Origin of the sequence: Amycolatopsis sp. NPDC026612 (assembly GCF_040638285.1) — a bacterium.
Taxonomy (GTDB): domain Bacteria; phylum Actinomycetota; class Actinomycetes; order Mycobacteriales; family Pseudonocardiaceae; genus Amycolatopsis.
In genome coordinates this window covers 53,124-74,343 of sequence record NZ_JBEZYB010000033.1, presented here as the reverse complement: position 1 = coordinate 74,343, position 21,220 = coordinate 53,124, and the positions used below count along the sequence as shown (strand labels likewise).

Genomic DNA, 21,220 nt, shown 5'->3' with positions numbered 1-21,220 from the left:
CGGCGTCTCCCGTGGTTCTAGGTTCAGCCCAGGTTACGGCGTTACTGACACGGTGCCAATAGGTCGCGCGGGCTTCACCACCAGCATTGCACCGGCGGTCGCTGCGGCAAAGACACCGAACACCGGGGCGAGCCACAACGGCAGCACACCGACCGCCAGCGAGCCCAGCCCGAAGCCGCCCGCCTGCACGGTGAAACTCAGCGAAAATCCCGCCGACCTGCGGTTCTTCGGCAGCAGGCGCTGCAGGTTGACCGACGTCGCGGCCACCAGCGGGCCGGTGCAGCCGCCGATCACGACCACCGACGCGAGCAACCCGGGCCAGCCGAGGCCGGCGGCGAGCACGAGGCCGCCGACGACGAACCCGCCGAGGAACAGCCGCGGGTCGCCGGTCTTCCCCCGCCACGCGTACAGCGCGCTGCCCACGATGCTCGCCCCGCTCAGCACCGCGATCACCACCGGTGCCGCGGTCGGCGGCGCCCCGAGACGCTCGACCAAGGGCAGCGGCGCCACCTCGATCGTCGACAGCAGCAGCCCGACGGTGAACGCGCAGCCCAGCCACGGCAGGTACGCGGTGAGCCGTGCCGGCGGGACGTCGCCGGCGGAATCGGCCCGATCGTGCGCACCCGCGCGGCGTGGAACGAGCGCGGCGGCGGCCACGCAGGTGACGGCCATGGCGGCGACCGGAACGAACGTGCCGGCCAGGTCGAGCAGCGCGACCAGCGCCGGGCCGCCGATCAGCACGCCTTCGAGGAGCATCGCGTCGACGGAGATCGCCCGGGGCAGCAGCGCGTCGTCGACCGTGTCGGCCAAGAGCGTCCGGAAGCCACCGGACAGCGCACTCGCGGCGACCCCGGGCAGGACGACGAGCGCGGTCAGCACCGCGGCCGGCGCGTGGTTCGCGGCCGCCGCGGCCAGTACGGCGAACCCGGCGGCGGTGAGCAGCAGCAGCGCGGGCAGTCCGCGAGCCGGGCCGAGGCGGTCCAGCAGCCGGCCGGCCGGGACCGCGCAGACCATCTCGGCGGCGACGTAGACCGACATCAGCACGCCGCCGAGCCGGTACGAACCGGTCGTGGCGGTGGTCAGCAGGGTGAACGCGAGCGGCGCCATGGTCGCCGGGAGGCGGGCGAACTGGACGCCCGCCGACCAGCGCCAATAGGCGCGATGGGTGAACAACGACATGTCCGTAGCGTCGTTCGTCCGCCATCCGAGGCACACTGATTCGGGTGAGAGCGAATCAGCCGTGATCGAACTGGTCCTGACCGCGGAGGGGAGCCACCACGTCCGCTTCGCGATCTCACCGCTGGAGGAGGTGCTGGGTGCGGTCCAGACGCTGCTCGGCGTCCGGCGGCACCCGGCGCCCCCGGCGTGGCTCTCCGCCGTTCCCGACGTGCCCGAGCTGGCCGCGGTCCTGAGCGCGCGGCACTACATCACCGAGTTCCTGAGCCCGCCGCCCGACGGCCCGGAGACGACCGCCGAAGCGCAGCTCGAGGTGGTCCGTGCGACGCCGCCTTCGCAGGTGGCGTTGGAGCTGGGGATGGTCGACGCCGATCTGTCCCTGCTGCCTGCCGACCCGGTGGCCGCGCGTGACCTGCTCGCCGACCAGCTCGAGACGGTGTGGGACACGCTGCTGGCGCCGGAGTGGCCCCGCCTGCGCGAGCTGCTGGCCGCGGACATCGCGTTCCGGACGCGGCAGCTGGGGTCCGGCGGGCTCGCGGCGATGCTGGCCGAGCTGCACCCGCGCGTGCGGCTGTCGGGCACCACGATCCTGGTCGACCTCCGCGCGCGCGAGCGGCTCGAACTCGACTCGCGGGGGTTGCTGCTGATCCCGGCGGTGTTCGCGTGGCCGAACGTCGGCGTCGTGACGGTGCCGCCGTGGCAGGTTTCGCTGCTGTACCCGGCGCGCGGGGTCGCTTCGCTGTGGACGTCCCCGGCCGGCCCGCCGGCGGCGCTGGCCGAGGTCCTCGGCCGGACGCGGGCGCTGCTGCTCACGAGCCTGGACCGGCCGGCGGCGACGACGGAACTGGCCCGCCGCCACGACTTGGCCCCGGCGACGGTTTCCGCGCACCTCACGGCGTTGCGCGGGGCGGGGTTGCTCGCGTCGGAACGCCGCGGTCACCGGGTGCTCTACCGGCGCACGGAACTCGGCGACGCGTTGCTCACCGGGAAACTCTGACTAGGCTGGAATCGACCCCTCGTGAAGGAGAACCACCGATGCGTATCGTCCATTTCGGACACGCCTGCCTGTTGCTGGAGACCGGCTCCGAGCGGATCCTGATCGACCCCGGCACCTTCTCGACCGGCTTCGAGGGTGAGCGGGAGCTGTCCGCCGTGCTGATCACGCACCAGCACTTCGACCACCTCGATGTCCGGCGGCTGCCCCAGGTCCTCGAAGCGAACCCGGACGCCAAGCTGATCGTCGATCCCGGATCGGCCCCCGAAGTCGAAAAACTGGGCCTCCCGTTCGACGTCGCCGACGTCGGTGCCGCCTTCACCGTCGGGGCCACCTCGGTCAAGGCCGTCGGCGGGGAGCACGCCGTCATCCACTCCGACATTCCCGTCATCCCGAACATCGGATACGTCTTCGACGACGGTGCCTTCTTCCACCCCGGCGACTCGTTCTTCGTGCCCGAACAGAAGATCGACGTCCTGGGCCTGCCCACCGGGGCGCCGTGGCTCAAGGCCGGGGAGGCCGTCGACTACCTGCGGGCCGTCGCGCCGCGGGTGGCCGTGCCCATCCACGAAGCCGTGCTCGCCAACCCGGCCATGCACTACGGCCTGTTCGACCACCTCGCGCCCGAAGGCACCGAGGTCAAGGTGCTCGAGCGGGCGGAACCCGCGAAGTTCTAGGCCGCCACCGCGCGCAGCGAACCGTAAGTCGCCCCGAACGCGCGGTTCTCCACCGCGACGTCCACCGCGTCGAGCAGGGCCTGGCGGAGGCCGGGGCGGGTGAGGTCGATGGCGTCCACCGCCAGCCGGACCAGCCCGCCGCGGCGCGCCGCCCGCGCCGCCGCCAGCACCAGCGCGAAGCAGCGCACCGTCTCCGTGCGGTACGACTGGCTGGTGAACTCCTGGACCCGCGCCCGGCGCACGTCGCCGGTGACGAGGTCCCGCACCGCGCCGAGGTCCGCGCACAGCCGGAACCCGTGCTCGGCCAGCGCCTGCAGCGTGCCCGGGGACGCCACCCACCGCGGCGGCGCGAAGCCGTCGACGGCGAGACCGGCGTGGTCCAGCGCGGCCTTCGCGGCGATCAGCCGCAGGCGCGCCTCGTGCGCGGGCAAGGTCGCGAACTCCGCCTTCTTGCCCAGGTACACCGTGCGGTGCGTGGGCGTGACGGCGTGGTCGTAGCCGTGCAGCAGCACGGAATCACCGGCGCGGGCGCGGGTGCGCACCCACTCCGTCACCGGGCCTTCGCCGGTGCGGGCGGCGTACAGCACCGAAAGCGGCACCTTGCGGCGGTCGAGCTCGGCCGCGAGGTCGGCGCACCGGTGCAGCGTGCGCGGGGTGATTCCCGACAGCGAAACCAGCAAGCGAGCGTCCACGTCCCCATTGGGACCTACGTGCCTGAAACTCCCGTGAACTGCGCAGAACGGGCGAGCGTCCGTTGCCGTAAGGCTCAGACACCCTCGCGGAGGCGCTGGACCGCCATCGCGATCCGGCCCCGCAGGTCGGGATCGGCGACCTGCCCGTCGGCGACGTCCGCGCGCGAGACCGGGATCCGGGCGCACGCCTCTTCGACGATCTTCGCGCCCGCGTACGTCAGGACCTTCCGCAGCGAGTCGTGCGCGTCCCGGCCGCCGGTCGGCGCCGCGATCGAGGACGCGTTGATCCACGAAACCGGCTTGCCGTAGATCTCGCCGCCGCCGACCGTCCAGTCCAGGAGGTTCTTGAACGAGCCCGGCAGCCCACCCGCGTACTCCGGGGTGCAGATCAGGATCGCGTCGGCGTCCTTGATCGACGCCCGCAGCGAAGCGACCGCCGGGGGCAGCGGATCGCGGTCGTCATCGGGGTTGAAGTGCGGCAGGTCGCCGAGGCCGGTGTACGTCTTGCTCGCGGTGAGGGTCGCGACGGTCCCCAGCACCGCCGCATTGCCCGAGCCGGCCCGCAGGCTGCCGCAGATCAGCAGGATCACGCGGCCAGTCTGCCAGGGAAAGCCCGGTGATGCGGCGGTACGCCTCGAGGTACCGCTCGCGCGTGGCCGTCACGACCTCCGGCGGCAACGGCGGCAGCGGGGACACGCAGTCCCAGCCGGACGCCGGGTCGACCAGCCAGTCACGCACGTGCTGCTTGTCGAACGACGGCTGCGGCAGGCCGGGCTGGTGGCCGTCGGCGAGCCAGTAGCGCGCCGAATCCGGCGTCAGCAGCTCGTCCGCGAGCACCAGGCCGCCGTGCGCGCCGATGCCGAATTCGAACTTCGTGTCGGCCAGCAGCAACCCCTGCTCCGCGGCCCGCGCGGCGCCCCGGCGGTACAGCTCCAGCGACGCCTCCCGGACCTCCTCGGCGAGCGCGCGGCCGAGCACCGAGACGCACGTGCCGAAGTCGATGTTCTCGTCCTTTTCGCCGGCACGTGCCTTGGTGGACGGCGTGAAGATCGGCTCCGGCAGCCGCGCCGACTCGGCGAGCCCGGGCGGCAGCGGCAGCCCGCACACCTCCCCGGACCGGCGGTAATCCGCGTACCCGCGGCCGGTGAGGTAGCCGCGGACGACCGCCTCCACCGGCAGCATGTCGAGCCGCTCGACCAGCAGGGCGCGCCCGCGGACGGACTCGGGGATGAGCGGCCCGTCGGAGGTCACGAGGTGGTTGGGGAGGACGTCGGCGAGTTCGCGGAACCAGAAGACGCTCATCGCGGTGAGCACCCGGCCCTTGCCGGGGACCGAGGTGGGGAAGACGCGCTCGAAGGCGGAGATGCGGTCGGAGGCGACGATCAGCAGGTGGTCGTCGCCCACCGCGTACAGGTCGCGGACCTTGCCGGTGGCGATCCGTTCGAGGGCGAGGAGGGGTGTCACGCGCTGAACCCTAACCGGCACCCTCCGCCACCATGGATGATGCTGGCATGGCGTACGACTGGATCTCGGTGACCACCGACTACGGCCTGCGCGACGGCTTCGTGGCGGCCTGCCACGGCGTGATCGCGCGGCTGGCGCCCGCGGTGCGGGTGCTCGACGTGACCCACGAAGTGCCTCCCCAGGACATCCGGCACGGGGCGATGGCACTGGCCCAGACGGTCCCCTACCTGCCGGAATCGGTGCACGTCGCGGTCGTCGACCCCGGCGTCGGCACCGCCCGGCTCGGCGTGGTCGTCGTCACCGACGACGGGCTGCTGGTCGGGCCGGACAACGGCCTCCTGCTGCCGGCCGCGCAGGCGCTCGGCGGGGTCCGGGCGGCGTACGAGCTGGCGGAGCCGTCGCTGCGGCTGCCGGCCACGTCAGCGACGTTCCACGGGCGGGACGTCTTCGCGCCCGCGGCCGCGCACCTCGCGCTCGGGGTGCCACCGGCCGACTTCGGTGACCAGGTGGCCGACCTGGTCGCGATGCCGGAGCCGTTCGTGGCGGCGTTCCCGGGGAAGCTGGTGTCGGAGGTGCTGACGGTCGACCACTTCGGCAACGTCCAGCTGGCCGCGACCCCGGCGGACCTCGAGCTCTCCGGCCTGTCCGGCGCGGTTTCCGTGCACAGCGAGCGGGTCGCGGTGACCACGGTGCTCGGGCGGACCTTCGCCGACGTGCCCGCCGGCGCGTCGGTGCTCTACACCGATTCGGCGGGACGGCTCGCGGTGGCCGTCAACGGCGGCTCGGCGGCGGCCGTGCTCGGGCTCGGACCGGCCCAGGAGTGCACGATCACCGCGTCGCCGACGGCGACCTGACCGGGCCGGAGCACCGCGGCCTGCATTCCGAAGACGACGCCACCGGCCGGGTCACGCCGGTAGGTGGCGAGGGTGCGGATGGGCTCGGGGCCGGCTTTCGCGCCGGTCTCCTGGTCGATCATCGGGACCTTGCAGCGCACGCAGCGCCCGGCGTAGCCGAACTTCGCGGTACCCGCCGACAGCTCGCGGGCGTCGTCCTCGCCGTGCGGTTCGGCCCAGCCGGAGAGGACGATGTTGGGGCGGAAGCGGTCCATCGGGACGGGTTCCCCTCCCCGTTCGAGGATGCGCGCGTTCAGTGCGTCCAAAGAGGACTCCGAGACGACGAGCAGCGCGTGCCCGTCGGCGAACGCGGCCGTGCCCGGCGTTTCACCAGTGGTGACGCGCTGGTGTTCGGGCGTGACGCGGACCAGCTCGGCGGGCCGGCCGAGCAGGTCCGAGAACCACTCGGCGGCCTCGGCGCCCTGGTGGACGCCTTCGCCGTGCCAAGCGGCCATCGACACCGGACGCCGCGGGGTGTCGCGCCGGATGTCGACGACGATGTCCTCGAGGCCCGGGGCGGACAACGCGAGCCGGTCGCCGAGCACCCGCGGCCGGACCGACGCCAGCACCGGGTGCGGCCGCTGGGTGAGGACATCCCCCTCCGGCGCGACGACCTGGAAGACCCGGTCGTGCGCGAGCCCGGCGGGGGTGACCTCGGCGGCCGGCACTTCGGTGCCGGCGCAGGCCTTGACCGGGTAGTACCTCAGCCGAGCGATTCTCGCCATCTCGGCAGGTTACCCGGGGTGCCACCGCCGAAGCGTCTTCCTTTCACAGCACCTGGGACAGGAACCGCTGCAACCGCGGGCTCTGCGGCTCGTCGAAGAGCTGCGCCGGCGGCCCCTGCTCGACGATGCGGCCCGCGTCCATGAACGCCACCTCGTCGGCGACGCTCCGGGCGAACCCCATCTCGTGGGTGACCACGATCAGGGTGAGCCCCCGCGAAGCCAGCCCCGCCATGAGGTTCAGCACGCCCTTGACCAGCTCTGGGTCGAGCGCGCTGGTGGCCTCGTCGAAGAGCATCACCTCGGGTTCCATCGCCAGCGCCCGCGCGATCGCGACGCGCTGCTGCTGCCCCCCGGACAACGCACTCGGCCGGTACGGCGCCTTGTCCGCGAGGCCGACCTCCGCCAGGCGGGCCCGGGCGATCTCCGCCGCCTCCTCCTTGCCCAGCTTCTTCACGCTGCGCAGCGGAAGCACGATGTTGTCCAGCACGCTTCGGTGGCCGAAGAGGTTGAAGTGCTGGAACACCATGCCGACGCGCTGGCGCAGCGCGTCCGGGTCGGACCTGATCACCGATTCGCCGTCGAGCAGCAGATCGCCGGAATCGGGCTCCTGCAGCCGGTTCACGCACCGCAGGAGCGTCGACTTGCCGGAGCCGGACGGCCCGATCACGCAGGTCGTCTTCCCGCTCGGCACCTTGAGATCGACCCCGCGCAGGACTTCCAGCGTGCCGAAGCTGACGTGGATGTCCCGCAGCTCCACACTGGACGAACGCACTGCCGTCGCCGTCACGCGCCGACCTTCCCGCTGGCGACCAGATCCAGCTCGTCTCCGTCGCCCGGCTCGTCGGCGCGCACCTTGCGGCCGGTCCGGAGCTTCTTGTCGATGTAGTTCACCAGGTGCGTCAGCGGCACGGTGATCACCAGGAAGAACACCCCGGCGGCGACCAGCGGCGACAGGTTGCCGGTGTTGGCCGCGAGGTCCTGGCCGATCCGGAACAGCTCGCGCTGCCCGGACAGCAGCCCGAGCACGTAGACGAGGCTGGAGTCCTTGACCAGCGCGATGAACTGGTTGACCAGCGCGGGCAGCACCCGCCGCACCCCCTGCGGGATGATCACCAGCACCATCGACTTGGTGTAGCTCATCCCGAGCGCCCGGCTGGCTTCCAGCTGTCCCTTGTCGATGCTCTGGATGCCGGACCGGAAGATCTCGCCGATGTAGGCGGCGGCGATCAGGGACAGCGCCAGGATGCCCATCGGGTACGGGTTGGTGCCGACGACGTCCCGCGCGAGCGTGCCGAGCCCTTGGCCGATCAGCAGGATCGTCAGGATGGCGGGCAGCCCGCGGAAGACGTCGGTGTAGATCCGCGCGGGCCAGCGCAGCCACCACTTGGTGGACAGGCCCAGCACCGCCAGCAGCATGCCGACCACGGTGCCGATCAGCGCCGAGGACACCGACAGGATGAGGGTGTTCAGCAGGCCGGTCTTCAGCAGGTCCGGCAGGACCTGGGAGATGTAGTCCCAGTCCAGGAACGTGTTGACGAAGTCGTCCATTGTGGATTTACTGTCCGGCCTTGAACTCGGCGGGCACCGGCGCGGTCGGCTCGAACTGGTCGTGCACCTTGACCCACGTGCCGTCCGCGATGACCTTCTTGAGGCCGTCGTTGATCTTGCCGATCAGGTCCGTGTTGCCCTTCTTGAACGCGAACCCGTGCGGGATGGTCGTCGTGATCGCCTTCGTCACCTTGAGCTTCGCGTCGGCGTTGTTCTTCGCGTAGTCCTCGGCGGTGGCCTGGTCGAACACGGCGCCGTCGATCGCGCCGGTCTTGAGGGCGTTGAGCGCGGCGGCGTCGTTCGGGAAGCGGACGGCCTGGGCCGTCGGCGCGTTCGAGCCGAGCCAGGTGTCCGAGACCGTGCCCTGCACGACGCCGATCCGCTTGCCCGCCAGGGAGTTCTCGTCGGTGATGCCGGCGGTCTCCTTGGCCTCGATGCCGAGGGACTGGTAGTTGTACGCCGCCGAGAAGTCGACGGTCTTCTTGCGGGCGTCGGTCTGGGAGATCGCCGAGCTGCCGATGTCGAACGTGCCGTTGGCGACCTGGCCGAGCAGCGCCGAGAACTCCGTCGCGGCGAACTCCAGCTTCAGGCCTTCCTTGGCGGCGATGGCCTTCAGGAGCTCGTTGTCGAACCCGGTGTAGTTGCCGTTCTCCTGGTAGGCGTTCGGCTTCGAGTCGCTCAGCGTGCCGACGCGCAGGGTCTTGTCGCCACCGCTGTCCGAGCCGCCGCACGCCGTGAGCGCGGCCAGCAAGGTCACGGTGAGCGCCGTGACCAGTGTCTTCTTCATGCTTCTCCTAACCCTGGAACCCGGCCGGCACCGGAACGGTCGGCAGGAACTGCTGGTGCAGCTTAAGCCAGGTCCCGTCGGAGATCACCTGCTTGAGCCCGTCGTTGATCTTGCCGAGCAGCTCGGCGTTGCCCTTCTTCACCGCGAAGCCGTGCGGGACGTCCGTGACGAAGCTCTTGACGACGACCAGCTTGGCGTCCGGGTTGTCGGTGACGTTCTTCTCGGCGATGGACTGGTCCAGGATGTACGCGTCGACGGCACCGCTCTTCAGCGCGGTCAGCGCGGCGGCGTAGTCGGGGAAGCGCACGGCCTGGGCGGTGGGCACGGTGCCGGTCAGCCAGTGGTCCCCTACGGTCGCCTGGATGACGGCGACGCGCTTGCCCGCCAGCCCCTTTTCGTCGGTGACCGGGGTGCCCTGCTTGGCCTGGATGCTCATCGTTTCGAAGTCGTACGCCGCGGAGAAGTCGACCGTCTTCTTGCGCTCGTCGGTCTGCGCGATCGCCGAGCTGGCGATGTCGTAGCGGCCCGACGCGACCTGCCCGAGCAGCGCGGAGAAGTCGGTCGCGGCGAACTCCAGCTTCAGGTTCTGCTTGGCCGCGATGGCCTTGAGCAGCTCGTTGTCGAAGCCGGTGTAGTTGCCGTCCTTGAGGTAGATGTTCGGCGGCGCGTCGCTCAGGGTGCCGACGCGCAACGTCGGGGAAGCGCTCTCGGAGCCACCGCCGCACGCGGTCAGCGTGAGGGCCGCGGCGAGCACCGTGACGATCAGCTTCTTCACGTCACACACCCACGTTCTTGACCGGGAGGCCGGGGCCGCCCTGCCGGAGTTCCTTCGACAGCGGCGTGTTCTTGTAGAACTGCGCGTAGATGCGGGCGACCGTACCGTCCGCGACCGCCTTCGCGAGGCCGTCGTTCAGCTTGTTCAGCAGGTCGGTGCTCTTCTTGGCGACCGCGAACGCCGACGGGGTGTCCTTGTCCTCGACGGTGTACCCGAGTTCCAGCGGCACCGCCGGGTTCTGGTCCAGGTACTTCTGCCCGATGTCCTGCGGCACGACCCAGCCGTCGAGGGTGCCGTTCTTGAGCTGCGCGAAGCCCGCGTTGTAGTCCGGGAACCGGACGACCTGGGCACCGGCGACCTTGCCCGCGAACTCGTCCTGCACCGAGCCCTGGACCGCGCCGAGCCGCTTCCCGCCCAGTGAAGCGATGTCCTTGAGGTTCGCGCCCTTCGCCGTGACGACCGTGGTGAAGCCGGTGTTGTAGCCGTTGGAGAAGGCGACCGTCTTCTTGCGCGCCTCGGTGCTGGAGATCGTCGAGCTGCCGATGTCGAACTTGCCGGTCGCGACGCCGGCCAGCAGGCTGGAGAACTCCGTGCCGACGAACTCGACCTCGAAGCCCTCACGCTTGGCGATGTCCCGCAGCAGCTCGTTGTCGTAGCCGGTGAAGCGGCCGTTCTCCAGGTAGATCGACGGCGGGGCGTCGCTGAGGGTCCCGACGCGCAGGGTGGCCGCCCCCGCGCTCGAACCACCGCAGGCGGCCAGGGTCATGGTCAGCGCGCCCGCGGTGAGGACGGCGGTGATCTTGGACAGCGTGGATCTCATCGCTTCTTCCATGGTGAGGACTAGCGCTTCGCAGCGCTCCGTGGTCAGCGATCGAGATTAGGGATTTCGCCCGTTCGAGTAATTTCGTTCCAGTCCGTGGACGGGTGCGTCAGCTCACAGGATGGGCTGCGGCGCGTAGCCCGCGGCCTCCGGGAACCGCTCGAGAACCGCCGCGACGCGCTCGGCCACCTGCGCGACCTGCCGCCCGGCCGTCCCGGTGAACGAAATCCGGTCGGCGAGGAGTTTGTCCAGCTCACCGCGGTCGAGCGGGATGCGCTCGTCGGCGGCGAACCGGTCGAGCAGGTCGTTCTCGGCACGGCCTTCGCGCATCTCGAGCGCGACGGCGACCGAGTGCTCCTTGATCGCTTCGTGGGCCGTCTCACGTCCGACGCCCGCGCGGACCGACGCCATGAGCACCTTCGTCGTGGTGAGGAACGGCAGATAGCGATCCAGCTCACGTTCGATCACCGCCGGGAAGGCGCCGAACTCGGCCAGCACCGTGAGGAACGTCTCCAGCAGCCCGTCGAGCGCGAAGAAACTGTCCGGCAGCGCGACGCGGCGGACGACCGAGTCGGAGACGTCGCCCTCGTTCCACTGGTCGCCGGCCAGCTCACCGATCATCGACAGGTAGCCGCGCAGGACGACGGCGAGGCCGTTGACGCGCTCGCACGAGCGGGTGTTCATCTTGTGCGGCATGGCGGACGAGCCCACCTGGCCGGGCTTGAAGCCCTCGGTGACCAGCTCGTGGCCCGCCATCAGCCGGATCGTCTTGGCCACGCTGGACGGCGCCGCGGCCAGCTGGACCACCGTGGACAGCACGTCGAAGTCGAGCGAGCGCGGGTACACCTGGCCGACGCTGACGAAGCGCCGGTTGAAGCCGAGGTGCTGCATCACGCGGTCCTCGAGCTGGTCCAAAGTGGACTCGTCGCCGAGCAGGTCGAGCATGTCCTGCGCGGTCCCGACCGGGCCCTTGATACCGCGCAGCGGGTAGCGCTCGATGAGGTTTTCGAGCCGGTCGAAGGCGACCAGCAGCTCGTCGGCCGCCGTGGCGAACCGCTTGCCGAGGGTGGTGGCCTGCGCGGCGACGTTGTGCGAGCGCCCGGCCATGACGGTGTCGGCGTGCTCGACGGCGAGGGCGGCCAGCCGCGCCAGCACGGCGGCGACGCGGGTCCGCACGAGCTCGAGGGAGCGGAGCAGCTGCAGCTGCTCGACGTTCTCGGTGAGGTCGCGCGAGGTCATGCCCTTGTGGATGTGTTCCTGCCCGGCGAGGTCGCTGAACTCCTCGATCCGCGCCTTGACGTCGTGGCGGGTGACGCGCTCGCGAGCGGCGATCGACTCGAGGTCGACCTGGTCGACGACCCGCTCGTAGTCCTCGACGACGCCGTCCGGCACCTCGACGCCGAGGTCCTTCTGCGCCTTGAGGACGGCCAGCCAGAGCTGCCGCTCCAGGACGACCTTCTGCTCCGGGGACCAGAGCGAAACCAGTTCCGCCGAGGCGTAGCGGGCGGCGAGCACGTTCGGAATGCGGGGCTTGTCCGTCACACCATCACCCTACCTGCGCAGGTCAGCGCGGTAACGGCCCGGGGTTTCACCATTCCGCGAAGCCGCCGTCGTCGTGGCGCCACACCGGTGAGCGCCAGGTGTGCCCGATTTCGTCAGCGCGGCGAACGGCCTCTTCGTCGACCTCGATGCCGAGGCCGGGCCCCAGCGGACGGGCCGCGTAGCCGTCTTGGAAGGCGAAGATCGACGGGTCCGTGAGATAGGTGTGCTCGCGTCCTTCGTGGTAGTGCATGCCCACGCTCTGTTCCTGGATCAGGAAGTTCGGCGTCGCGAACGCGACCTGCAGCGACGCGGCCAGTGAGATCGGCCCGAGCGGGCAGTGCGGCGCCAGCGAAGCGCCGTACACCTCGGCCAGCGCCCCGATCCGCCGCAGCTCGGAGATGCCGCCGGCGTGCGAGGGGTCCGGCTGGACGACGGCGACGCCGGCGTCGAGCACCGGCTTGAACTCCCAGCGCGAGTAGAGCCGCTCGCCGAGGGCGATCGGCACGGTGGACGCCTCGACGACCGAGCGCAGCGCGTCGCCCTGGGTCTCCGGCAGCACCGGCTCCTCGACGAACATCGGCTGGACGTCTTCGAGGAGCTTGACCAGCCGGCGCGCCATCGCGGGCGAGACGCGGCCGTGGAAGTCGATCGCGAGGTCGCGGTGCGGGCCGAGCACCTCCCGCGCCTCCCACGCGCGCTCCACCGCGGCGTGGGCCTCCGCGGGCGACGCGATCGCGGTCAGCGGGCCGGCGACGTTCATCTTCACCGCGGTGAACCCCGCCTCGACCTGAGCGGACACCGCTTCGCGGATCCCGGCGGGGCGGTCGCCGCCGACCCAGCTGTAGACCCGGACGCGGTCGCGGACCGGTCCGCCGAGCAGCTCGTGCACCGGGGCGTCACGCACCTTCCCGGCGATGTCCCACAACGCGTGGTCGAACCCGGCGAGCGCGCTGGAGAGCACCGGGCCACCGCGGTAGAAACCGCCGCGGCGCAGCACCTGCCAGTGGTCCTCGATGCGCAGCGGGTCCTGGCCGATCAGCAGCTCCGACAGCTCGTGCACGGCGGCGCGGACGGTCTCCGCGCGGCCCTCGACCACGGGCTCGCCCCAGCCGCTGATCCCTTCGTCGGTGCTGACCTTGAGGAACAGCCAGCGCGGTGCGACCAGGAACGTTTCGATCTCGGTGATCTTCACCCGGGTCCTCTCTCCTACGCGGAATCCTTGGCAGCGGACCAGCCGCCGTCGACGGTCAGCTCGGCCCCGGTGACGAACGACGCGGCGTCCGAAAGCAGGAACGCGATCACGTTCGCGACTTCGGCCGGCTGCCCGAGCCGGCCTGCCGGCGTCGCGCGGGCGCTGCGTTCGCGGTCCTCCGGCGAGATGCGGTTCCAGGCCTCGGTGAGGACCGGCCCCGGCAGCACGGAGTTGACGCGCACGTCCGGGGCGTATTCGACGGCCAGCTGCCGGGCCAGCGAGACGAGCGCGCCCTTGCTCGCGGCGTACGCGGGGTGGCCCGCCAGCCCGAAGTGCGCGTGCACCGACGAAACCAGCACGACCGCGCCGCGCCGCTTCCGCAACGACGGCAGGCAGGCCTTCACCGCGAGGTACGTGCCGGTCAGGTTGACGTCGAGCTGGCGCTGCCACTCGGCCCGGTCGATCTCGTGCAGCGGCCCGGTGCTGGGCACGTAGGCGTTGCTGACCAGGGCGTCCACCTCGCCGATGGCGGCCCAGGTGGCGTCGTCGCGGACGTCACCGCGGATCGGGACGACGCCGCCGGGGAGTTCGGTGAGGTCCACGCCCAGCACGCGGTAGCCGTCGTCGAGCAGTCTCCGTGCGGTCGCCGCCCCGATCCCGGACGCCGCTCCGGTCACCACCGCGGTACGGGCAGGCATCGCCGTCTCCCTTCAATAATACTAAATTAAGATTACATCCTACGGAGGTGGACCCGTGCAGTACCGCTGGGAAATCATGTCGAACGCTCTGCGCCAGGGCATCATCGGAATCGTGCGGACGCCCGACGCGGAGTCGGCGGTCGCGGCGGCCCGCGCCGCCCTCGAAGCCGGGCTGCGCTCGATCGAGCTGCCGCTGACCAACCCCGGCGCGCTCGACGCGATCTCCGGGCTCGCCGCGGCCTACCCGGACGCGACGATCGGCGCCGGCACGGTGCTCGACGAGGCCTCGGCGGTCCTCGCGATCCGCGCCGGCGCGCGGTTCCTGGTGTCGCCGTCGGTCGACACTGCGGTGATCCGGACGGCGCACCGGTACGGCGCGGCCGCCGTCCCGGGCGCCGGTTCGGTGACCGAAATCGTGCGAGCACTGGAAGAAGGCGCCGACGCCGTGAAGGTGTTCCCGGCTTCCGCGCTGACGCCGTCGTGGATCTCGGACGTGCGGGCGGCGCTGCCGCAGGCGCCGTTGGTACCCACCGGCGGCATCGGACCGGACGACGTGCCACGCTGGCTCTCGGCGGGTGCGGTCGCCTGCGGGATCGGCTCGGCGCTGACCCGCGGCACCACCGCGGAGATCACCGCCCGGGTCGAGACGCTGCTGAGGAGCACGCATGGCTGAGCTGGTCTTCGTCGGGTGCTACACGGGCGACGCGGGGAACGGCACCGGGATCACGACGTTCTCGCGCTCGCCTTCGGGTGAGCTCGGCGAGGTCGGTGCCCTGCCGCTGGAATCGCCGTCGTGGCTGGTGCAGCACCCGTCGTTACCGGTGCTGTACGCGGCCAACGAGCTTTCGGCAGGCGGCGTGACGGCGTTGGCCATCGCGCCCTCGGGGACGTTGTCCGTGCTGGGCACGGCCGAGACGGGCGGCGCGGACCCGTGCCACCTGGCGGTGACGCCGGACGGCCGGTTTCTGGTGTGCGCCAACTACTCCGGTGGCAGCCTGGCGGTGTTTTCGCTGTCGCCGTCCGGTGCCCTGCTCTCCCGCACGGCGCTGGTCCGGCACAGCGGGAGCGGCCCGGTGTCCGACCGCCAGGAGGCCGCGCACGTCCACATGGTGGTGCCCTCGCCGGACGGCTCGATCGTGAGTGCGGTCGACCTCGGCACGGACGAGATCCGCAGCTACACGCTGACTTCCTCGGGCGGCCTGGAACCGCTGGCGGTCTCCGCGCTGCCGCCCGGCACGGGACCGCGGCAGCTGGTGCGCCGTCCGGGGACGGACTTGGCGTACGTCGTCGGCGAGCTGGCCGGCACGCTGGTGACGGTCCGCGAGCCTTCCCCGGGTGCCTTCGAGGTGGTGTCCACGACGGCGTCGACGTGCTCGCCGCCTTCCGGGCCGAACCTGGCGGCCCACGTGGAGCTGACCGGCTCGCGCCTGTACGTGTCGAACCGCGGGCCGGACTGCGTGACGGAGTTCGCCCTCGACGACGCGGCCGCGGTGACGGACCAGCCGTGCGGCGCGAACCCCCGGCACTTCGCGCTGGTGGACGGGACGTGTTACGTGGCCGCGCAGTCGGAGGACGCGATCACGGCGTTCACGCTGACCGCGTCCGGCGAGGCGGAACTGCGGTACTACCCGACCGGGTCGCCGACGTTCGTGCTGCCGGTTTCGCTGCACTGACAGCGGGAGCACGCCATCCGCGCCGAAGCCGATCGATCGTAGGATGCAGCGGTCACGACCTGCCGGCTGAAGGGCCCTCCATGACCGAACACCGGCCACGCGGGCTGCACGGCCAGACCGTGGAGGCACTGGCCAGCCGGATCCTCTCCGACGAGTGGGGCGAGGGCACCGTCCTGGACCTGCCCGCGCTGCGCGAAGAGCTCGACATCAGCCTGACCGCGCTGCGCGAAGCGCTGAAGGTGCTGGGAGCCAAGGGAATGATCGACGCCCGGCAGAAGCGCGGCACCTTCGTCCAGCCGCGCGAGAAGTGGAACATGCTCGACGCCGACGTCATGCGCTGGCAGACCGCGGCCGCCGACGATCCGGAACTGCTCGACGAGCTCACCGAGGTCCGCGCGGTCGTCGAGCCCGCCGCCGCGCGGATCGCCGCCGGGCGCGCGTCGGAGGAGGACATCGAGGCCCTGCGGGAGGCGCTGGCCGACATGGCCGCGGCGGGCGACGACCTCGAGGCGAGCGTCCGGGCCGACCTCGCCTTCCACCGGCGGCTGATGGCCGCCACCCACAACAACTTCCTGGTGCGGATGGAGCGGATCCTCGCGATCGGGCTGGCCGAGCGCGACAAGCTGGTGCACGGCGCGCCGACGGCCGAGGACCCGGTGCCGAGCCACCGGAAGGTGGTCGACGCGATCGTCGCTGGCGACCCGGCCGCGGCGGAACAGGCGATGCTCGCACTGGTCACGAAGTCCCGCGAAGACCTGGAAAAGGCTCAGCGCACGCGGTCGTGAACGGCCGGCTCCAGCGCCGCCCGGAGCATCCGGGCCGCCGCCGCGCGCGGCTCCGGGTCGACCGCGATCAGGGCGTTGACGACCGCGCCGTCGACCAGCGCGACCAGCCGCTCCAGCTCGGTGTCGGTGACCGGGGTGCCCGAGCGGGCGAAGATCGCCGTCAGCAGCTCGTTGAGCTGGGCCGACAGCGTCCGCATCAGCGGCCGCAGGTACGGGCGGCGGCCGGTCGCGACCAGCCGCTCGTACCGCAGGAGAACCGCTTCGGCGTCGGCCGCCGGGTCACCGCTCTCCGGGCCGAGCAGCAGGTCCAGCACCAGGTCGACGGTCGCCTGCACCCCGCGGTTGCGGGTCGCGAGCTCCTCCAGCCGTCGGCGGCCGGTCGCCAGCTCGGCGTTCGAGTGGTGCTCGACGGCCGCCGTGACCAGCTCTTCCAAGGAGGCGAAGTAGTACGTCGTCGACGCGAGCGGCAGGCTGGCCCGCTCGGCCACCGCCCGGTGCCGCACGGCGTCGAACCCGCCCTCGACGAGCAGTTTCGCGGCGGCCTCGACGAGCGCGGCACGCCGTCGCTCCCCCTTCGGGGTGGTCGCAGCGGTCATGGCCGGTCATTCTGCCAACCGGGTGGACGCGGGCTCAGAAGCGGGGCGCGAGATCCTGCGCGAACTGGTCCACCTGGCCCGCGTACGGTGCCGGCGCCCCGGCGGAAGGCACGCTGACCAGCACCAGCACGCCCCCGGACGCGGTGCCCACCTGGGCCGTGACGGTGCCGGCGGGCTGGGACTTGAAGGCCACGGGGACGCCCTTGGGGTACACCGCCGCGGCGACTTCGCCGCCCGGAACCGGGAACCCGGCGGACCGCGACGCCGTCGAACAGGCGCCACCCGGGACGGCCTGGGTGGCGGAGTGGCCGGGGAGCTCGCCAGCGAGGGCGATGGCGAGCTCCCCGTCCACCTGTTCGCACCCGGAGGCGCCTTCGGCCAGCGGGCCGGTCTTCCCGTCCCCGTCACCCCCCTGCTGAGGTGGCTGGGCCGGGAAGTTCGGTGACTCCCCACCGACCTGGGGACGCATCGAGCCGTCCCCGGGTTGCGCGGAGCCCGCTTGCGCGGGCGCGGCGTTGTCCTTCGCCGCGGTCAGCGACTCCGGGGTACCCCCGGAAAGCACTCCGTACGCCCCGAACCCGACGACGACCAGCGCGACGGCACTCACCCCGGCGGTGATCCGGTTCCGGCGGCGTACGGTCTGGCGGCGGGATTCGCGGACGACGTCGTCGCGGGTGAACGCCGGCGGCGGTGCGTCCGGGGGCGCGGCGGAGAACAACGACCGCAGCTCCTGCTCATCCATTGGTCTCCACCTCCCGTTCGAGGACCTGCTTCAGGTTCGCCAGCCCGCGCGCGGTCTGGCTCTTCACGTTGCCTTCGCTGCAGCCCAGCGCCTGCGCCGCGCCGGCCACGTCGAGTCCTTCGAAGAACCGCATGACCAGCACCGCCCGCTGCTTGGGCGGCACTTCCTTCAACGCCGCGAGCAGGTCTTCCCTGGTCGCGACGAGGTCGTCGAGGCCGGGCGAGTCGTCGGCGGGCTCCGGCAGCGTCTCGGTCTGCCACTCGCGCCGCCACGGACGCCGCGATTCGTCGATCGACGCCCGGACGAGCGTCGTGCGGACGTACGCGTCGGTCGCCGCGCGATCCCTGATCTTCGTCCACCTCCGGTGCAGTGCGACGAACGCCGTCTGCGCGAGGTCGTCCGCCCGGTGCCAATCGCCGCAGAGCATGTACGCGGTCCGGCGCACGGTGTCCCGCCTGGCGGCGAAGTACTCCGCGAACTCCTGCTCGTCGCGCTGGTCCACGCGCAGTCGTGCTCCGCTCTGTTGCCGTTCGCCCGGGAGGACGGAATCAGGGGCGTCCACGGTTGCACGGACGGAGTGGGTTCGACCACTCAAGGGCTCATTGATCCCCGCGACGTGGGTGTGATGTGATCGCTCTGTGACCTTCACGCCGCCTTCGCTGGACTTCCGCTCCGACACCGTCACCCGGCCGGACGAGGTGATGCGGGCGGCGATGGCGTCCGCGGAGGTCGGGGACAACGTCCTCGAGCGCGATCCGACGGTCGCGGCACTGGAGGAGCGGGCGGCGCACGTCCTGGGCATGCCGGCCGCCCTCTGGGTGCCGAGCGGGACGATGGCCAACGTGATCGCGCTGAGCCTGCACCTGCAGCGCGGCGACCGGTTCCTCGCCACCCGGGGTGCGCACGTGCTGACCAACGAGCTGGGGTCGGCGGCGTGGCTGGCCGGCGGCATGCCGGACATCCTGGAGCACGACGGCGGCCCGGGCCGCCCATCGCCCGACGCCCTCGCAGCCGCGATCGGACAACCCGGGCCGTACTTCACATTACGGACAACCCTGCTCTGCCTCGAGAACACCCACAACGCGGCCGGGGGCGCGGTGACGCCGCCCGACGAGCACGCCCAGCTGCTGTCGGTCGCCAAGGAAGCCGGCTTGACCGTGCACCTCGACGGCGCCCGGCTCTGGCAGGCCGCCGTCGCGCTCGAAGTGCCGCCCGCGGCGCTCACCGTCGGCGTCGACACCGTGTCGGCCTGCTTCAGCAAGGGCCTCGGCGCGCCGGTCGGCTCGGTCGTCGCGGGCAGCACCGCGTTCGTCGAGCGGGCGCGCCGGATGCGCCAGATGCTCGGCGGCGGCGTCCGGCAGGGCGGCGTCCTGGCCGCGGCCTGCCTGATCGCGCTGGACCGCATCCCGGAGCTCGCCGAGTCGCACGAGAACGCCCGGCGGCTCGCCGAGGGCCTGCGCGAGCACGGCTGGCCGACGAACGACCCCGACACCAACATCGTGCTGGCCGAGGTGCCCGACATCCCGACCGCGCTGGCCTGGCTCGACTCGCTCGGCGTCCGTGTGGTGCCGATGGCGGGCAAGGTCCGGTTCGTCACCCACCGGGACCTGAGCGCGACCGACGTCGAAGAAGCCGTGCGCCGGATCAAGACCGGCGTCTGACGAAAGTTCTGGGGACTGAATGAACTGGATCGTGTTCGACTACGGCGACGTGCTCAGCAAGCCGAGCGCCGCCCTGCCCGACCTGGCCACGGCGATGGGAGCGCCGTTGCCGGAGTTCCTGAAGGCGTATTGGGAGTACCGCATTCCCTACGACGCCGGCAGCACCCCGCTCGAGTACTGGCAGGCGGTCGGCGACGCCGTGGGCGCGCCGGTCGACGAGGCGCTGTCGGCCGAGCTGACCCGCATCGACGTCGAGGGCTGGGGTCACCTGGAACCGTCTTCGGCGGCACTGCTCGAAGCGCTCTCCGAAGCCGGCGCGAACCTGGCGCTGCTCTCGAACGCGCCGATCGCGTTCGGCGAGTGGGTCCGCGCGCAGGACTGGGCGCGGCACTTCCGCGTGACGCTGTTCTCGGGGGACGTCCGGTGCGTCAAGCCGGACGCGAAGATCTTCCGCCTCCTGCTCGACGAGCTCGGCGCCGAACCGGCCGACTGCCTGTTCTTCGACGATCGAGAGTCCAATGTAGACGGTGCGAGGGCGGTCGGGATGCGGGCGCAGGTCTGGAACGGCGCCGACGCGGCCCGCGCCTGGGTGGACTGAAAATCACCCGCACCACACGGTCGCCTACCGGGTGTGATCCCCATGACCTAGGCTGTGCTCCCCCGACTTCCCCGGTAGGTGCCCATGGCCACGAGCGAACGACCGTCGGACCGCGTCGACTTCGAGCGGCCGAGCATCGCGCGCGTCTCCGACGCGCTGATGGGCGGGCAGGACCACTACGCGGCCGACCGCGCGGTGCTGCAGCAGATCCTGGACATCGCGCCCGATTCCCCCGCCATGGCCCAGGAGGTGCGGCAGTGGCTCGTCCGCGCCGTCCGGTACCTGACCGAGCGGCTGGGCGTCGACCAGTTCCTCGACCTCGGCTCCGGGTTCCCGACGGTGGAGAACACCCACCGGGTGGCGCAGAAGTACGACCCGGAGGCGCGCGTCGTCTACGTCGACAACGACCCGGTGGTGCAGGCGCACGGCCGGGCCCTGCTCGTCGACAACGACTACACCCACATTTCGGGCAACGACCTGCTGCGGCCCGCAGAGACCCTCGCCGACGTGCGGCGGTTCATCGACCTGGAGCGGCCCGTCGGGCTCGTGCTGTGCGCGGTCGTCCACCACATCACGGATCTCCACCAGGCGCAGCAGGTGGTCAAGTCCTACGTCGGCGCACTGGCGCCGGGCTCGTACCTGGTCCTGCTGCACCACCACAACCCGGACGACGGCACGGAAGCCGCCACCGTCGCCGCGTCCCTGCAGGACCGGTTCGGCCGCACCGGGCTCGACACGCACTACCGCTCGCGCGCCGAAATCGCGTCGTTCTTCGACGGCCTCGACCTGCTCGAGCCCGGCTTGACAGCCCCGCACGAGTGGTGGCCGGACGGGCCGCGCCTGGCGCCGCTGACGCCCGTCAACCGGACGTCACTGTGCGGCGTGGCGCGGATTCCCCAGGCGCTGTCCCGCAGGACTCAGTAGCGGTTGATGCGCCGAGGGTCCTTCTTGCCGCTGATCGCGCGGTAGCCGGCCGCGCCGAGGAAGACGATGCCGCCGACGATGGCGATCCACAGGACGGCCTTGAACACGAAGCCGATCACGGCGCCCAGCACCATGAACGCCACCCAGGCGATGAGCAGGCCGCCGACGATCTTCCAGAACATGGTTCCTCCGATGCTTCCCCGTGGCCCCACCGGCCCGATGACTCCACACTGCCACCCGCCGCGGTGAAACTCCCCT

General features: G+C 71.5%; 26 protein-coding genes. 9 read left to right on the top strand and 17 right to left on the bottom strand.

Annotated features, from left to right (window positions below):
* Positions 1 to 33: 33 nt before the first annotated feature.
* A complete protein-coding gene (locus AB0F15_RS26845) occupies positions 34 to 1,179 on the bottom strand; it encodes an MFS transporter (protein ID WP_360275710.1) in 1,146 nt (381 codons plus the stop codon).
* Positions 1,180 to 1,240: 61 nt separating this feature from the next.
* Between AB0F15_RS26845 and AB0F15_RS26840 the strand changes: the two genes are divergently transcribed.
* A complete protein-coding gene (locus AB0F15_RS26840; protein WP_360275707.1) occupies positions 1,241 to 2,173 on the top strand; it encodes a DUF5937 family protein in 933 nt (310 codons plus the stop codon).
* A 38-nt stretch (positions 2,174 to 2,211) separates the two neighbouring features.
* Entirely contained in the window at positions 2,212 to 2,847 is a 636-nt protein-coding gene (locus AB0F15_RS26835) for an MBL fold metallo-hydrolase (protein WP_360275705.1), read from the top strand.
* Here the strand turns inward: AB0F15_RS26835 and AB0F15_RS26830 are convergent.
* The 3 genes from AB0F15_RS26830 to AB0F15_RS26820 all read right to left on the bottom strand — a co-directional run bounded on the left by AB0F15_RS26830 (position 2,844) and on the right by AB0F15_RS26820 (position 5,003).
* On the bottom strand, positions 2,844 to 3,539 hold the full coding sequence (locus tag AB0F15_RS26830) for a DUF2334 domain-containing protein (RefSeq protein ID WP_360275703.1): 696 nt from the start codon (positions 3,537 to 3,539) through the stop codon (positions 2,844 to 2,846). The two genes, AB0F15_RS26835 and AB0F15_RS26830, sit on opposite strands and share 4 nt — an antisense overlap.
* 74 nt (positions 3,540 to 3,613) lie before the next feature.
* Positions 3,614 to 4,078, bottom strand: a complete 465-nt coding sequence (locus tag AB0F15_RS26825; RefSeq protein ID WP_360275701.1) for an NAD(P)H-dependent oxidoreductase — start codon at positions 4,076 to 4,078, stop codon at positions 3,614 to 3,616.
* Positions 3,999 to 5,003 (bottom strand): phosphoribosylaminoimidazolesuccinocarboxamide synthase, encoded by a 1,005-nt coding sequence (locus AB0F15_RS26820; RefSeq protein WP_360275698.1) that lies wholly within the window; start codon positions 5,001 to 5,003, stop codon positions 3,999 to 4,001. Before AB0F15_RS26820 ends, AB0F15_RS26825 begins: the two co-directional genes overlap by 80 nt.
* Before the next feature lie 47 nt (positions 5,004 to 5,050).
* Between AB0F15_RS26820 and AB0F15_RS26815 the strand changes: the two genes are divergently transcribed.
* Entirely contained in the window at positions 5,051 to 5,857 is an 807-nt protein-coding gene (locus AB0F15_RS26815; protein ID WP_360275696.1) for an SAM-dependent chlorinase/fluorinase, read from the top strand.
* Here AB0F15_RS26815 and AB0F15_RS26810 read toward each other — a convergent pair.
* The 9 genes from AB0F15_RS26810 to AB0F15_RS26770 form a co-directional block, all read right to left on the bottom strand.
* On the bottom strand, positions 5,740 to 6,621 hold the full coding sequence (locus AB0F15_RS26810) for an MOSC N-terminal beta barrel domain-containing protein (RefSeq protein ID WP_360275693.1): 882 nt from the start codon (positions 6,619 to 6,621) through the stop codon (positions 5,740 to 5,742). The two genes, AB0F15_RS26815 and AB0F15_RS26810, sit on opposite strands and share 118 nt — an antisense overlap.
* Before the next feature lie 43 nt (positions 6,622 to 6,664).
* Positions 6,665 to 7,408, bottom strand: coding sequence for an amino acid ABC transporter ATP-binding protein (locus tag AB0F15_RS26805; RefSeq protein WP_360275691.1), 744 nt, complete (start codon positions 7,406 to 7,408; stop codon positions 6,665 to 6,667).
* Positions 7,405 to 8,169 carry an amino acid ABC transporter permease gene (locus AB0F15_RS26800; protein ID WP_360275689.1) on the bottom strand — a complete coding sequence of 255 codons (765 nt, stop codon included), beginning with the start codon at positions 8,167 to 8,169 and terminating at the stop codon, positions 7,405 to 7,407. Before AB0F15_RS26800 ends, AB0F15_RS26805 begins: the two co-directional genes overlap by 4 nt.
* Before the next feature lie 7 nt (positions 8,170 to 8,176).
* Positions 8,177 to 8,956 carry an ABC transporter substrate-binding protein gene (locus AB0F15_RS26795; protein WP_360275687.1) on the bottom strand — a complete coding sequence of 260 codons (780 nt, stop codon included), beginning with the start codon at positions 8,954 to 8,956 and terminating at the stop codon, positions 8,177 to 8,179.
* 7 nt (positions 8,957 to 8,963) lie between these two features.
* Positions 8,964 to 9,731 carry an ABC transporter substrate-binding protein gene (locus AB0F15_RS26790; protein WP_360275685.1) on the bottom strand — a complete coding sequence of 256 codons (768 nt, stop codon included), beginning with the start codon at positions 9,729 to 9,731 and terminating at the stop codon, positions 8,964 to 8,966.
* 1 nt (position 9,732) lies between these two features.
* Positions 9,733 to 10,551 (bottom strand): transporter substrate-binding domain-containing protein, encoded by an 819-nt coding sequence (locus tag AB0F15_RS26785; RefSeq protein ID WP_360275682.1) that lies wholly within the window; start codon positions 10,549 to 10,551, stop codon positions 9,733 to 9,735.
* Between the two features lie 114 nt (positions 10,552 to 10,665).
* Positions 10,666 to 12,093 carry an adenylosuccinate lyase gene (purB, locus tag AB0F15_RS26780; RefSeq protein ID WP_360275679.1) on the bottom strand — a complete coding sequence of 476 codons (1,428 nt, stop codon included), beginning with the start codon at positions 12,091 to 12,093 and terminating at the stop codon, positions 10,666 to 10,668.
* A gap of 46 nt (positions 12,094 to 12,139) precedes the next feature.
* The gene (gene dgoD / locus AB0F15_RS26775; RefSeq protein WP_360275676.1) at positions 12,140 to 13,285 is read right to left on the bottom strand and encodes a galactonate dehydratase; all 1,146 of its coding nucleotides are present in this window, start codon (positions 13,283 to 13,285) and stop codon (positions 12,140 to 12,142) included.
* Between the two features lie 14 nt (positions 13,286 to 13,299).
* Positions 13,300 to 13,983, bottom strand: a complete 684-nt coding sequence (locus AB0F15_RS26770) for an SDR family NAD(P)-dependent oxidoreductase (RefSeq protein WP_360275673.1) — start codon at positions 13,981 to 13,983, stop codon at positions 13,300 to 13,302.
* Between the two features lie 55 nt (positions 13,984 to 14,038).
* Between AB0F15_RS26770 and AB0F15_RS26765 the strand changes: the two genes are divergently transcribed.
* The 3 genes from AB0F15_RS26765 (at position 14,039) to AB0F15_RS26755 (ending at position 16,441) form a co-directional block, all read left to right on the top strand.
* Positions 14,039 to 14,656 (top strand): bifunctional 4-hydroxy-2-oxoglutarate aldolase/2-dehydro-3-deoxy-phosphogluconate aldolase, encoded by a 618-nt coding sequence (locus tag AB0F15_RS26765; protein WP_360275670.1) that lies wholly within the window; start codon positions 14,039 to 14,041, stop codon positions 14,654 to 14,656.
* Positions 14,649 to 15,656: a lactonase family protein gene (locus AB0F15_RS26760; protein WP_360275668.1), complete on the top strand. Its 1,008-nt coding sequence runs from the start codon at positions 14,649 to 14,651 to the stop codon at positions 15,654 to 15,656. The genes AB0F15_RS26765 and AB0F15_RS26760 overlap by 8 nt, the downstream gene beginning before the upstream one ends.
* An 80-nt stretch (positions 15,657 to 15,736) precedes the next feature.
* Positions 15,737 to 16,441, top strand: coding sequence for a FadR/GntR family transcriptional regulator (locus AB0F15_RS26755; protein ID WP_360275664.1), 705 nt, complete (start codon positions 15,737 to 15,739; stop codon positions 16,439 to 16,441).
* Here the strand turns inward: AB0F15_RS26755 and AB0F15_RS26750 are convergent.
* From AB0F15_RS26750 to AB0F15_RS26740, 3 genes are read right to left on the bottom strand one after another with little or no spacing between them, the layout of a single operon-like run.
* Positions 16,423 to 17,037: a TetR family transcriptional regulator gene (locus AB0F15_RS26750; RefSeq protein ID WP_360275661.1), complete on the bottom strand. Its 615-nt coding sequence runs from the start codon at positions 17,035 to 17,037 to the stop codon at positions 16,423 to 16,425. The two genes, AB0F15_RS26755 and AB0F15_RS26750, sit on opposite strands and share 19 nt — an antisense overlap.
* Positions 17,038 to 17,071: 34 nt before the next feature.
* Positions 17,072 to 17,779 carry a hypothetical protein gene (locus tag AB0F15_RS26745; protein ID WP_360275658.1) on the bottom strand — a complete coding sequence of 236 codons (708 nt, stop codon included), beginning with the start codon at positions 17,777 to 17,779 and terminating at the stop codon, positions 17,072 to 17,074.
* Complete coding sequence (locus AB0F15_RS26740) at positions 17,772 to 18,281, bottom strand: SigE family RNA polymerase sigma factor (RefSeq protein WP_360275655.1); 510 nt, start codon at positions 18,279 to 18,281, stop codon at positions 17,772 to 17,774. The genes AB0F15_RS26745 and AB0F15_RS26740 overlap by 8 nt, the downstream gene beginning before the upstream one ends.
* Positions 18,282 to 18,417: 136 nt before the next feature.
* Between AB0F15_RS26740 and AB0F15_RS26735 the strand changes: the two genes are divergently transcribed.
* The 3 genes from AB0F15_RS26735 (at position 18,418) to AB0F15_RS26725 (ending at position 20,962) form a co-directional block, all read left to right on the top strand.
* Positions 18,418 to 19,440: a threonine aldolase family protein gene (locus tag AB0F15_RS26735; protein WP_360275652.1), complete on the top strand. Its 1,023-nt coding sequence runs from the start codon at positions 18,418 to 18,420 to the stop codon at positions 19,438 to 19,440.
* A 19-nt stretch (positions 19,441 to 19,459) separates the two neighbouring features.
* Positions 19,460 to 20,038, top strand: coding sequence for an HAD family phosphatase (locus AB0F15_RS26730; RefSeq protein ID WP_360275649.1), 579 nt, complete (start codon positions 19,460 to 19,462; stop codon positions 20,036 to 20,038).
* 84 nt (positions 20,039 to 20,122) lie between these two features.
* Complete coding sequence (locus AB0F15_RS26725; protein ID WP_360275646.1) at positions 20,123 to 20,962, top strand: SAM-dependent methyltransferase; 840 nt, start codon at positions 20,123 to 20,125, stop codon at positions 20,960 to 20,962.
* Here the strand turns inward: AB0F15_RS26725 and AB0F15_RS26720 are convergent.
* A complete protein-coding gene (locus AB0F15_RS26720) occupies positions 20,956 to 21,144 on the bottom strand; it encodes a hypothetical protein (RefSeq protein WP_360275643.1) in 189 nt (62 codons plus the stop codon). The genes AB0F15_RS26725 and AB0F15_RS26720 overlap by 7 nt on opposite strands.
* Between the last annotated feature and the right edge of the window lie 76 nt (positions 21,145 to 21,220).